Genomic DNA, 11287 nt, shown 5'->3' on the forward strand with positions numbered 1-11287 from the left:
CGGCGGGCATAAAACCTTCGAACAACACGGTCAACTGTGGGAGCGAGCCTGCTCGCGAAAAGCCATAACGCGGTCCAGCTGACGTCACGCCCCACTCAACCCCTTGATCACCAAATCCACATTCCCCTCCAGCTCTGTCACCGGATCCTCGGCATCGGTACTCAACACCACCAACCGGCTCCCGGCTTCGGTGATCGCGGTTTTCACTGCGTCCGAAGGCTGGCGATGATGCAACACCACTGCCACGTCATTGTCCTTGAGCGTCGCACCCAACGCCTTGAGCGCCTCCGGTGTCCACTCGGCATCCGGTCGTGCATCGAGACCAACCAGTTCCAGATTGAGACCACCGATCAGATAACCGAAGTGATCGCTCAGGCTCATCACGCTGAGGTTGTCCGCGGCGGCCAGGCGCGCTTCACTGTCGGCGCTGAGTTTGAGCAAGCGCTGCTTGAGTGCGGCCAGATTCGCTTCAATCGCAGGCTTGGCCGCGGGCGCCAGGCGTACCAGGTCTGCCGCCATCACATCGGCCATGCGCCCCATGTTGTTGCTGGCCAGCCACGGCTGGCTGTTCAAGCCATCGACCTTGTTGTCTGGCTGCACGGCGATGCCGGGCAGGGCGCCGTCCACCGGGCGGGCGGCGTCGACTTCGACGATGCGGATGTTGCTGCGGCGGGAGATCGGGTACAGCGGGTCATCGGCCCACAGTGAGCGCAGACCGATCACCGCATCGGCATCGTTTGCCAGTTTGGCCAGCGCTGGCGCGCCACGACCGGTGAAGTACGCGGTCTGACGGCTACCGGGCAAGTTCGCCGGCGCCGCGCGTTCGAGGCTGATGTCGGTACCCTTGAGCAGCACCTCGCCCAACCCGTAAGTGATCGGCAAGGATGCCAGCACGCGCAACGGTTTGGCGCCGTCCGCCGCACAGGCAGCATTGGCCAGGCCGCACAGGGCGACGGCCAGGGTCAGTTGTCGCAGAGAAAATGACATTTATCCAAGGTTCCCTTTCAGGCTGGGGACAACGCCGCGCGCGATGGCGGCCAGGGCGAAGGCGATACCGGCCACCAGAATGATCGCGGCACCGGACGGAATCGGCAGGTCGAAGACGATGGGCGCGAGGATTCCGCACAACGTGCTCACCGTGGCGATCAATACCGAGCACCAGAAAAAGCCCTTCAGCGACTGGCTGAGCAGACGAGCTGCCGCCGCCGGAATCACCAGCAGGGCACCCACCAGAATCGCGCCGATGACTTTCACCGCGGCGACGGTGATCAGAGTCACCAGGACCACGAACAGATAATCCAGCGTTTTCACCGCCACTCCGCGCACTGCCGCCAGTTGCGGGTTGAAACTGGCGAGCATGATGCGGTTGTACAACGGCAGGGCCAGGGCCATGACCAACGAGCCGACGATGGCCAGCACCAGCAGGTCATTGCCGTTGACCGTCAGCACCGAACCGAACAGCACGTTTTCCAGAATGTGCACGTTGATCTTGCCCGCCAGAATCAGCAGCAGGCTCGCCCCCAGTGCCAGCGACACCGAGAGGAACACGCCAATCAACGTATCCGGCGCCAGACCGGTGCGGTTACGCAGGTAATTGAGCAGGATGCCGAACAGCAGGCAGTAGCCGAACAGGCTGCCATAGGGGCCGGTGTAGGGTTCGCCGAGCAGGATGCCGATGGCCACGCCGGTCAGCGCCGCGTGGCCCACGGCTTCGGAGAAAAACGCGAAGCGCTTGACCACCACCAGCGTACCCAACCCGCCCAGCACCGGGCCGATCAACAGTCCGGCGAGCAGGGCGTTGACCACAAATCCGTAAGCCAGCGCCTCGGGCAGGTAACCCGACGAGGCCCAGCCCTGCACCATCAAACGAAAGGCTTCGTAACTCATCAGGCAAGGCTCCGTGGATGGGTCGAAAACAGCGTCAGCAGGCGCTCCGGTGTCAGTGCCTGTTGCGGCGTGGCATCGAACAGTACCCGACGGTTGAGCCCGGTGACGTGGTCCGCCAGACGCCCGACCGCTTCCAGATCGTGCTCGATCCACAGCACGGTGATGCCCGCCGTTCGCCAGTCGACGAGCAGGCGTTCGAACACCTGGATGCCGGCCTCATCGAGGGCCGACATCGGTTCATCCAGCACCAGCAACTGCGGTGCCGGAATCAGTCCTTGCGCCAGCAACACCCGCTGGCGCTCGCCACCGGACAACGCGCCCATGCGCCGCTTGCGCTTGTCCTGCATGCCGACCCGTTCCAGGGCCTCGCCAATCGCCGCTGCGTAGTGCTTGCTCAACCCAAGGAATGCCGGGCGCCGCTGACACATGGCAGCCATGAAATCGTCAACGGTCATCGGCAGGCCGCGGTCGAACTCCAGTGCCTGAGGCACGTAGCCGATGGTGCCTGGCTCACCTGGCCATTGCAGGCTCAAGCGACCCTGATGCGGCATCTGCCCGAGCAGGGTCTTGATCAGTGAGCTCTTGCCACCGCCGTTGGGGCCGACCAGCGCATGCACGCTGCCGGGGCGTACTTGAAAGGTGACTTTATCGAGGATCGTCGTGCGGCCGAGGGTCAGGCAGACGTCCGCAAAATCCAGGGTCGGCCCCGAGACATGGGGGAGCGAGCCGGCTCGCGGGTGCGGTGTGTCATTCAACGATGATGGCGTCTGGCTGGACGCCTTCGCGAGCAGGCTCGCTCCCACAGGGAATTCGACTTCTTTTGAGGTCATGCGCCTGACTCCTGAATCGCCCGCACCACGGTGTTGAGGTTGCCGGTCATTTCCTTTTCATACTTGTCGGCGGTGTACTCGCCGTAGGAAATGTGCGACAGCGGGTACAGCTTCACCCCGGACTCACGCTGGATGGTGTCGACGTAGGAGGACGGGAAATCCATCTCCGAGAAGATCACCTTCACGTCCAGCTCCCGCAGTTGGTCGATGGTCTTCTTCAGTTGGCTCGGGCTCGGCTCGATACCGTGGGCCGGTTCCACCACAGCGGTGACTTCCAGGCCGAATTCCCTCAGTAAGTAGTCGTAGGCCGCGTGCACCGTGGCCACGCGCAGTTCGGCGTTTGGCGCCTGGGTCAGTTTGGCCAGGGCGTCGGCGCGCATCTTGCGCAGGCGTTTGCCATAGGCGCGGGCGTTTTCGGTGTAGGTCTTGGAGTTGGCCGGATCGATCTTGCCCAGTTCCCGGGCGATGTTGTTGACCTGGGCAATCGAGGCGCTGATCGACAGGAAGGTGTGCGGATTGACCACCTTGCCGGCGCCGCGTGCGGCAACGCCAGTGGCCGCCAGCAACGGCACGTTTTCGTTGGCTTCGATGACCTTGACGTTGGGTGTTTCGCTGGCGGCGATCATGCGGTCGGCAAAGTCGTCATGGCCGACGCCGTTGAGTACGATCACATCCAGCCCGCTGATACGCTTGATGTCCTCGGCCCGTGGTTCGTAGGCGTGGGGATTGAAACCGGCCGGAATCAGCGGCACCACTTCGGCCTTGTCGCCGACGATGTTGGCCACGTAGCTGTAATACGGGTGCAGGGTGATGCCGATGCGCAAGCGCTTGGCTTCGTCGGCGCTGGCCAGGGGTGTCAGCAGGCAGGCCAGCAGGCCGACCAGTGCCAGGCGCAGAACAGAGCGTAGAGATGAAATGGGCATGGGAAAGCAGTCTTCTCTCGGGTGAAGGCGAGGGTTCAGTGCCGGTGCTGGCGGGTTACGCCGGCATCGAATTGCGCGACGATCTGCTGCCAGCCGGCGCTTTCGAGGGCGGCATCGGTGAGGTCGGCAGGGGCTTTGATGCCAGTGGCGCGGTTGAGCCAGATGTCCGGCGCATCGTCGCCGGCGGTCAGGCGCATCAGAAACGAACCGGCAACGGTCGGCGTCTGGCTCTGGCCGATGTAGGCCTTGTCCGCCAGCAACTGCCAGGCATGACCGCCACGACTCACCGAACTGGCGTCCTGGGCGAACGGTGCAAAGCCTTCATCGGCAAGGGCCTCAGGGCTCGGCAAGGTTTGCTGTTCCTGGCGTAACAGATGAATCTCGTCCAGGGTCACGCGCAGATCGGCGTAGATACCTTGCTCGGAAGCGCTCAGGTCGCGGCGGGCATCCAGTTGATGGCTGCTCACGGTGCTCACGTCCTGGGACTCGTGGCGCCAGGCAACCACCGAACCGGCAATCGCCAGGATCATCAGGCACAACAGCAGCACGTTGAGGGTTTCATGGCCGGCACCGGCCGGACGGACGATTTGCGTGGTTGGGTTGCTCATGGCGCGTCGATGTCCGCTTGGTCGATCTCGACCACGTGGCCAGGGCCGGCGTCGAACAGCACATAGAACTCGGCGCCGGGCTTCTTGAACGTCAGGGTCGAGTCGGCACCGAGCTTGCCCGGCACGAGAATGGTTTCGTCGTAGCCGATCACGTCCAGGGTCACGCCCGGCGCACCGCTACCGTCGGAGAAACCGCCTGTGCATTTGATCTGCTCGGCGTCGATGGCCTTGCATTCACACATCGGGTTGTGGGCCAGGGCGCTGACGCTGAAGCCGGCACAGAGCACCAGTAATGCAGCGCGCAGAGGGCGAATAAGGTTGATCATGGTTTGCCTCCTTGTGAATTCAACCAGGCGAGGGTGGCGGGGGACGCCTGGCCCAGAGGAATGGATGCCTGATGCATGGAGCCGTCCCAGCCTTCCATGGTTATCCACAGTTCGGCGTCGGCCTTGGTCTTTTCCGGGACCGGCAACATGGCGCCCATGCGGTACGGCGTGCCAAAGAAAATCACCCCGGCGGCGCGCAGGCTGCGGGGTTTGCCGATGCGCAGGTAAGTGGCTTTGACGTGCTCGCGGCAGCTGTCGCACAGCGCTGCGTTGAAGCTCTTCATGTAGCCGGCGGGGCCATCGAGCAGAGGGGCTTCGTTGCGCAATTCCGCCAGGCGCACGCTCCACGGGCCGACCTGGACTTCACCGATTTCCCTTTCGCCCAGGCCGGTGTCACCGCGGAAAAGTGCGGCGTCGGCGAAGTATTTGGGCATGAAGCCAAGCGGTATCAGCAACAGCAAAATGTTGATGTGGAAACGCCATTTGTGCCAGAAACGGCTCAGTTTCGAAGTCGGTTGTTCCGCAGCGAACAGGCTCATTGGCTGACCTCCGTGGCTTGACCGCTGGTGGCCGAAACACGCTCGCTGCGTGGGCGTTTGTTACTGCGCTTGAGGGCGTTGGCCGTAGCCAGGGCGGTGCGCTTGGTCCAGATCAACAGGCCGCTGAGCACCATCATGCTCAGCAGCAGGCCGAAGAAGAACCAGATCAACTTGATCCAGATCCCGCCGAAATCACCGGTATGCAGCGGGCGCATGGACTCGGTGACGAACTCCAGCCCCGAACGGTCCGACAGCAGGCGTGTGGCGGCGATTTCGCCGGTGTAAGGGTTGATGTCCGCGGTCTGGTACATCAACGGATACCAGCTGCGTCCGCCCACCGACAGGTAGCTGAAGGCGTTGGCGGGCAGGCTGACAAAACTTTCGTCGAGGCCAGGGATGCGTTCCTTGGCCTGCTGAATCGCCGTTTCCAGGCTAATCATCGGTGCCGGCGAGCCATCGGCGGTGAGCGGCACGCTTTCGCGCGGGACCACGGCGGCGACCGGTGCGGTGGAGATGGAAATCTGGTTATCGAACATGAACGCCTGGATCAGGAACCAGGTACTGGTGATGGAAATCACCGCGATGAACCAGATCGACCAGATGCCGCTGAGTCGGTGGAAGTCGCCCCAGAAAATCCGCGCGCCGTGGCGGATGCGCAGGGTCGGACGCAAGAAGCCTTTCCAGAAACGCTTGTACACCACCAGCCCGGTCACCAGCGAAGCGAGCATCGGCAGGCTGAGGAACGACACCAGGTACCAGCCCCAGCTGTAGCCGTTGGTGAACGGCACCAGCCACCAACCGTGCAGGGCGCGGGTGAATGCCTGGAAATTGAATTGCGGGGCGGGACCCTGAATGACACCGGTATACGGATTGACATACACCGTCAGTGAACGACCGTCGGGGTAGCTGACGTTCACGTCCAGGGCAAAGTGTGATTCATCAGGGCGATTGATGCCCTCCACCAGTGTGTCGGGTTCGGCCTTCTTGATCGCGGCGACGATCTGGTCGTAGTTCAGGCGCGGCGCATCGTCCGAGGGCTGGCTGGCACGCATCTGCGGGTTGGCCAGCCAGACGATTTCCTGGCTGACCACCGCCAGGGTGCCGGTCACACAGACGATCAGGACGAAAAACCAGATGGGCAGCGCCAGCCAGCTATGGACCAGAAACCAGATTTTGGAACGGGATTTCTTCGACATGATTGGGCGTCTTGTTTCGATGAGAAGGCCTCTGCTACGGGCTTCGCAGCGGCGAGGTCGATAAAGGTCCAGTCGTGGCTTTTGCCTACGCGACAGGACTGCATCTATATAGGACGGATGAGCATCCGAAATCCCGAAGGCCGATATGAAAGAAAATGTTTCGTGTTTCGCGAAAGAGGATCTTTGCGCGGGCAAGACAATGCGCGCGGGCCGATGACGACCTGCGCGCAAGGAGGGTTCAGTTCAGCGAGGAACCGGGGTCAGCGCAGAAAACCCAGCACTTCGGCGAGCAGCAGTTCGGGGACTTCTTCGGCGATGTAATGACCGGCGGGCAACGCCTTGCCACGGACATCGGTGGCGACCTGCTGCCATTCCCTGAGCGGCTCGAAACAACGCCCGACCGTACCTTCGGCGCCCCACAGCACCAGCAAGGGTAAATTCAGCTGATGACCGGCTTCAATGTCGGCGCGGTCATGGTCCAGATCGATGCCGGCGCTGGCGCGGTAATCCTCGCAGATACCGCGGGCGGCACCCGGAAGTTCCAGGCAGCGCAGGTATTCACTGAAGGCCTCGGGTGTAAAAGGTTTGAGTCCGGCGCTGCGACTGCCCATTACACTGCGCAGATAGGCTTCGGGGTCGGCTTCTAGCAGGGTTTCCGGCAAGGGCGCCGGGCGGATCAGGAAGAACCAGTGCCAGTACGCACGGGCAAAGGCTTCGTTGGTTTGCGCGTACATCGCCAGGGTGGGCGCGATGTCGAGCAATACCATGCGTTGCACGGCATCGGGATGATCCAGCGCCAGGCGATGGGCCACGCGGGCACCACGGTCGTGGGCCAGCAACGAGAAACGCTCGAAACCGAGGGATTTCATCAGCTCGACCCCGTCCCTGGCCATTTCGCGTTTGGAGTAACTGGCGTGCCGGTCGTCGGCTGGCGGCTTGCTGCTGTCGCCGTAACCGCGCAGGTCGGCGGCGATCACCGTGAAGTGTTCGGCCAGTTGTTCAGCAACCTTGTGCCAGATGACGTGGGTCTGCGGATGACCGTGCAGCAACAGCAGGCCCGGGCCGCTACCACCGATGCGGTAAGTAATGTCCACACCGTTGACGTGGCGCTGGTCTTTCAGGAATCCAGTGAACATGGGGGCCTCCTTGTTGTGGGTGTGTGCATCCTGAAAGGGGCAGGGCGTGAGGGCAAGCCGCAAAGTGTGGTGTGATTGTTCATGAAATGTGTTCAAGGGGGCAGGTGGTGCCTGTGATTACGCTTTCGCGAGCACGCTCGCTCCCACAGGTGATTCAGGGTGTTCACAAATGCTGTGTTCACCGAAGATCCCTTGTGGGAGCGAGCCTGCTCGCGAAGAGGCCCGGTCAGGCATTAAACAACTCAACCCTGCTGAAACATTTCCTTCGCCCGCTGCTCGATCTGTTCCTGAGTCAGATCCTCCTTGCGCGTAGCCAAAAACCACAGATGGCCATAGGGATCCTTCAACGTCCCGGAACGATCGCCATAGAACTGATCCTTGACCTCCGACACCACGATGCCGCCGGCGGCAATCGCCTGTTTGTAAGACTTGTCGACATCGGTCACATACAAATGCAGACCCACGGATGATGAATGGTCCGGATTGCTCAACGGTCCTTGATCGCACGGTGTGCCGAGCATGATCGGGCAATCGCCGATGCGCAGTTCGGCGTGGCCGATGCCGCCATCGGGCATGGCCAGGCGCATGACTTCGATGGCATTGAAGGCTTTTTTGTAAAAGTCGATGGCCTCGGCCGCTTTCGCGATGCCCAGGTACGGGGTGATGCTGTGATAACCCTCTGGAATAGGTTTGACGCTCATGATGGTTCTCCCTGATGTTGTTGTGAATCCGCTGCCTTTGAGCAGGACAAACAAGTGTAGGAGCTGCCGAAGACTGCGATCTTTTGATTTTGACTTTCGGCATGTTTCAAGTTCACAAAAAAGATCACCGCCGGCGATGGGCGTATTCCGGGCGTAAGCGCCACTGTTCAGCCATCAACAGTGAAGCAGCAGATTGCCCGGCTTCATCACCCTGGACCCCCCGAAACGCCTCTGAACTACCCGAAAACATTAGCTCTCACGGTCAGGCACAGAAGCTGCAATGACTCAGGTATCACCTGTATCGAGAGTCTTGTATGTCTTTCTTGTCCGAATCTGCCGTCTATCCGATCAACCCGCCGGCCGCCCACCGGATCGCCGACGAAGCCGAAGCCCTTCGCGTGGCCGAGCAGGTCGCCGCGATCCTGCTGGAACAGGACGCCGAGCGCGACCGCACCCGCCAGGTGCCCGCCGAGATCGTCGATTTGTATTCCAACAGCGGCCTGTGGGGCATCACCGTACCGAAAGCATTCGGCGGCGCGCAGGTGTCCTACGCGGTGCTGGCGCAAGTCATCGCAATCATTTCTGCGGCCGATCCGTCCCTGGGGCAGATCCCGCAAAACCACTATTGCCTGCTGGAAGACATTCGTCTGCAGGGCACGCCGGAGCAACAAGCGCATTTCTTCGCCCTGGCGCTGCAAGGTCACCGCTTTGCCAATGCCTTGTCGGAAACCGGCGGCAAAAACGTGCAGGACATACAGGCGACTGTCCGACGTTACGGCGACGGTTATGTGATCAACGGACGCAAGGGTTATTGCACCGGATCGCTTTACGCCCACTGGCTGGCGGTGCTGGCGCTGGACGAAGAGCAAAAGGGCCAGTTGGCCTTCGTCGAACGCGGCACCCGAGGATTGGTGATCGTCGACGACTGGGACAGCATCGGCCAGCGCACCACGTCCAGCGGCACGGTGCTGGCCGAGGATCTGCACGTTTCGGCGTTCAATCTATTCCCCACGCATCGCTCCTATGAAAGCCCGACCCTGGCCGGTCCGTTTGCCCAGTTGACCACCGCTGCCATCGATGCCGGCATCGCCCGCGCAGCGCTGCGTGACACCATCGCGTTCGTTCAACAGTTCGCCCGCCCCTGGATTGACGCGGGCGTGGAAAAAGCCAGCTTAGACCCGCTGACCATCATTCAGGTTGGTGGCCTGGAAATTCGCCTGGAAGCCGCCGAAGCCTTGCTCGAACGAGCGGGTTGGGCGCTGGATGCGGCGCGCCCGGCCCCGGACGAAGACAACGTTGCCCACGCGTCCCTGGCGGTGGCCAAGGCCAAGGTGTTGAGCACTGAAATCGCGATTGAAGCGACCAACAAGTTGTTCGAACTCGGCGGCACCCGCTCGACCCTGAAGAAGCACAACTTCGATCGCCACTGGCGCAATGCCCGGGTGCATACCCTGCATGATCCGGTGCGCTGGAAGTACCACGTGGTCGGCAACTGGCTGCTCAATGGCGTGAAACCGCCACGTCATGACTGGTCGTGATCATGGCTGAATTGTTCAAGAACATTTATTGGGCCGACATCGGCCAGGCCTGCCTCGACACCCTGAGCATGCTCGGCGCGGCCCTCGGTTTTACCGTGTTGCTTGGGCTGCCGCTGGGGGTACTGCTGTTCCTGACCGGCAAGCGCCAATTGCATGAAGCGGTCGGCGTCTACCGGGTGCTGTCGGTGATCGTGAACATGCTGCGGTCGCTGCCGTTCATAATCTTGCTGATCGTGCTGATTCCCCTGACCACCTTGCTGGTTGGCACCTCGCTGGGCGTGCCGGGGACCATTCCGCCGTTGGTGGTGGGGTGCACACCGTTCTTCGCGCGGTTGGTGGAAACCGCGCTGCGGGAAGTCGATCGCGGCGTGGTGGAAGCGACCCAGGCCATGGGCGCCAACACCTGGCAGATCATCCGCCACACCTTGCTGCCCGAGGCGCGGGGAGGGCTGTTGGCGGCGGTCACGGTGACTGCGATCGTGCTGGTCGATTACACGGCGATGGCCGGGGTGATCGGTGGCGGTGGGCTGGGCGATCTGGCGATCCGCTACGGCTATCAGCGCTTCCAGACCGACGTGATGGTGGTCACCGTGGTGCTGTTGTTGATTCTGGTCCAGGCCCTGCAAATGAGTGGCGACCGACTGGTGGCGCGTTACAGCCGGCGGTAAGCATTCGATTCCTTTCCATTTAAAAGAAACAAAAGTCCGGCCTCACGTCCGCCCCACGACGGCCACCTAAATCTGCCTAGGAGCACACTATGAAGAAGACCCTGGCCATTCTGGCTGCCCTGGTTTCGCTGAGCGCTCACGCCAACGAAAAACTCACCGTCGGCGCCACCCCGGTGCCCCACGCGGAAATCCTCGAATTCGTCAAACCGACCCTCGCCAAGGAAGGCGTGGACCTGGACATCAAGGTGTTCACCGATTTCATCCAGCCCAACCAGCAGTTGGCCTTGAAGAACCTCGACGCCAACTATTACCAGTACCGACCGTTTCTGGATGACTACAACAAAACCCGCCACACCGATCTGGTGCCGGTGGTCGGCGTTCACATCGAACCGTTCGGCGCTTACTCGACCAAGATCAAAAACATCTCCGAGCTCAAGGACGGCGCTACCGTATCGATCCCCAACGACCCGGTGAACACCGGTCGCGCGCTGGTGCTGCTGCACGAAGCCGGGTTGATCAAACTCAAGGACCCGAGCAATACCCTGGCAACGCAACGGGACATCGCCGAAAACCCCAAACACCTGAAAATCCGTGAACTGGAAGGTGCGCTGCTGGCGCGTTCGGTGAGCCAGGTGGACCTGGCCTTCGTGTTTGCCAACTACGCACTGGAAGCCGGGATCGACACCAACAGTGCGTTGATCGTCGAGAAGGGCAAGAGCCTGTACATCGAGTTCCTGGTGGCCAGGCCGGACAACATCAACGATCCGGGCCTGCAGAAACTGGCCAAGGCGTTGAACTCCGATGACGTGCGGCAGTTCATCCTGACGCGCTACAAGGGGCAGATTGCGCCGGGGTTCTGATTTTTCGGTGGCTGATAGGACGCCTTCGCGAGCAGGCTCGCTCCCACAATGGATTTTGTGAATGCCACTGATCCA

Annotated in this window: 13 protein-coding genes; 3 read left to right on the top strand and 10 right to left on the bottom strand. The window is 61.6% G+C overall.

The annotated features are described in order from the left end of the window. Positions 1 to 84: 84 nt before the first annotated feature. The 10 genes from ACW9HW_RS25710 to ACW9HW_RS25755 all read right to left on the bottom strand — a co-directional run bounded on the left by ACW9HW_RS25710 (position 85) and on the right by ACW9HW_RS25755 (position 8146). Positions 85 to 987, bottom strand: coding sequence for a metal ABC transporter substrate-binding protein (locus ACW9HW_RS25710; protein ID WP_457402084.1), 903 nt, complete (start codon positions 985 to 987; stop codon positions 85 to 87). Continuing rightward, positions 988 to 1887: a metal ABC transporter permease gene (locus ACW9HW_RS25715; RefSeq protein ID WP_457402086.1), complete on the bottom strand. Its 900-nt coding sequence runs from the start codon at positions 1885 to 1887 to the stop codon at positions 988 to 990. Beyond that, positions 1887 to 2717 (bottom strand): metal ABC transporter ATP-binding protein, encoded by an 831-nt coding sequence (locus ACW9HW_RS25720; protein WP_457402088.1) that lies wholly within the window; start codon positions 2715 to 2717, stop codon positions 1887 to 1889. Before ACW9HW_RS25720 ends, ACW9HW_RS25715 begins: the two co-directional genes overlap by 1 nt. Beyond that, positions 2714 to 3640 (bottom strand): metal ABC transporter substrate-binding protein, encoded by a 927-nt coding sequence (locus ACW9HW_RS25725; protein WP_457402090.1) that lies wholly within the window; start codon positions 3638 to 3640, stop codon positions 2714 to 2716. The genes ACW9HW_RS25720 and ACW9HW_RS25725 overlap by 4 nt, the downstream gene beginning before the upstream one ends. A gap of 35 nt (positions 3641 to 3675) precedes the next feature. After that, complete coding sequence (locus ACW9HW_RS25730; RefSeq protein WP_457402091.1) at positions 3676 to 4248, bottom strand: DUF6162 family protein; 573 nt, start codon at positions 4246 to 4248, stop codon at positions 3676 to 3678. Further along, positions 4245 to 4574: a hypothetical protein gene (locus tag ACW9HW_RS25735; RefSeq protein WP_095196713.1), complete on the bottom strand. Its 330-nt coding sequence runs from the start codon at positions 4572 to 4574 to the stop codon at positions 4245 to 4247. The genes ACW9HW_RS25730 and ACW9HW_RS25735 overlap by 4 nt, the downstream gene beginning before the upstream one ends. Further along, complete coding sequence (locus ACW9HW_RS25740; RefSeq protein WP_095196712.1) at positions 4571 to 5113, bottom strand: thiamine pyrophosphate-binding protein; 543 nt, start codon at positions 5111 to 5113, stop codon at positions 4571 to 4573. The genes ACW9HW_RS25735 and ACW9HW_RS25740 overlap by 4 nt, the downstream gene beginning before the upstream one ends. Then, positions 5110 to 6309: a PepSY-associated TM helix domain-containing protein gene (locus tag ACW9HW_RS25745; RefSeq protein ID WP_095196711.1), complete on the bottom strand. Its 1200-nt coding sequence runs from the start codon at positions 6307 to 6309 to the stop codon at positions 5110 to 5112. Before ACW9HW_RS25745 ends, ACW9HW_RS25740 begins: the two co-directional genes overlap by 4 nt. A gap of 260 nt (positions 6310 to 6569) precedes the next feature. Beyond that, entirely contained in the window at positions 6570 to 7445 is an 876-nt protein-coding gene (locus ACW9HW_RS25750; RefSeq protein ID WP_457402094.1) for an alpha/beta fold hydrolase, read from the bottom strand. A gap of 242 nt (positions 7446 to 7687) precedes the next feature. Next, positions 7688 to 8146 carry a VOC family protein gene (locus ACW9HW_RS25755; protein WP_457402096.1) on the bottom strand — a complete coding sequence of 153 codons (459 nt, stop codon included), beginning with the start codon at positions 8144 to 8146 and terminating at the stop codon, positions 7688 to 7690. A 314-nt stretch (positions 8147 to 8460) separates the two neighbouring features. Between ACW9HW_RS25755 and ACW9HW_RS25760 the strand changes: the two genes are divergently transcribed. The 3 genes from ACW9HW_RS25760 to ACW9HW_RS25770 all read left to right on the top strand — a co-directional run bounded on the left by ACW9HW_RS25760 (position 8461) and on the right by ACW9HW_RS25770 (position 11212). Then, positions 8461 to 9684 (top strand): SfnB family sulfur acquisition oxidoreductase, encoded by a 1224-nt coding sequence (locus tag ACW9HW_RS25760; RefSeq protein WP_457402098.1) that lies wholly within the window; start codon positions 8461 to 8463, stop codon positions 9682 to 9684. A gap of 2 nt (positions 9685 to 9686) precedes the next feature. Then, positions 9687 to 10352, top strand: coding sequence for a methionine ABC transporter permease (locus tag ACW9HW_RS25765; RefSeq protein ID WP_095197418.1), 666 nt, complete (start codon positions 9687 to 9689; stop codon positions 10350 to 10352). Between the two features lie 89 nt (positions 10353 to 10441). Continuing rightward, entirely contained in the window at positions 10442 to 11212 is a 771-nt protein-coding gene (locus ACW9HW_RS25770; RefSeq protein WP_095197419.1) for a MetQ/NlpA family ABC transporter substrate-binding protein, read from the top strand. The last annotated feature ends 75 nt before the right edge of the window (positions 11213 to 11287 follow it).

Source organism: Pseudomonas sp. SDO5532_S415, from assembly GCF_054071155.1.

Excerpts from the sequence above, each read along its gene's own strand:
- ACW9HW_RS25710 (WP_457402084.1), bottom strand. The coding sequence starts at position 987 with ATGTCATTTTCTCTGCGACAACTGACCCTGGCCGTCGCCCTGTGCGGC.
- ACW9HW_RS25715 (WP_457402086.1), bottom strand. The coding sequence starts at position 1,887 with ATGAGTTACGAAGCCTTTCGTTTGATGGTGCAGGGCTGGGCCTCGTCG.
- ACW9HW_RS25720 (WP_457402088.1), bottom strand. The coding sequence starts at position 2,717 with ATGACCTCAAAAGAAGTCGAATTCCCTGTGGGAGCGAGCCTGCTCGCG.
- ACW9HW_RS25725 (WP_457402090.1), bottom strand. The coding sequence starts at position 3,640 with ATGCCCATTTCATCTCTACGCTCTGTTCTGCGCCTGGCACTGGTCGGC.
- ACW9HW_RS25730 (WP_457402091.1), bottom strand. The coding sequence starts at position 4,248 with ATGAGCAACCCAACCACGCAAATCGTCCGTCCGGCCGGTGCCGGCCAT.
- ACW9HW_RS25735 (WP_095196713.1), bottom strand. The coding sequence starts at position 4,574 with ATGATCAACCTTATTCGCCCTCTGCGCGCTGCATTACTGGTGCTCTGT.
- ACW9HW_RS25740 (WP_095196712.1), bottom strand. The coding sequence starts at position 5,113 with ATGAGCCTGTTCGCTGCGGAACAACCGACTTCGAAACTGAGCCGTTTC.
- ACW9HW_RS25745 (WP_095196711.1), bottom strand. The coding sequence starts at position 6,309 with ATGTCGAAGAAATCCCGTTCCAAAATCTGGTTTCTGGTCCATAGCTGG.
- ACW9HW_RS25750 (WP_457402094.1), bottom strand. The coding sequence starts at position 7,445 with ATGTTCACTGGATTCCTGAAAGACCAGCGCCACGTCAACGGTGTGGAC.
- ACW9HW_RS25755 (WP_457402096.1), bottom strand. The coding sequence starts at position 8,146 with ATGAGCGTCAAACCTATTCCAGAGGGTTATCACAGCATCACCCCGTAC.
- ACW9HW_RS25760 (WP_457402098.1), top strand. The coding sequence starts at position 8,461 with ATGTCTTTCTTGTCCGAATCTGCCGTCTATCCGATCAACCCGCCGGCC.
- ACW9HW_RS25765 (WP_095197418.1), top strand. The coding sequence starts at position 9,687 with ATGGCTGAATTGTTCAAGAACATTTATTGGGCCGACATCGGCCAGGCC.
- ACW9HW_RS25770 (WP_095197419.1), top strand. The coding sequence starts at position 10,442 with ATGAAGAAGACCCTGGCCATTCTGGCTGCCCTGGTTTCGCTGAGCGCT.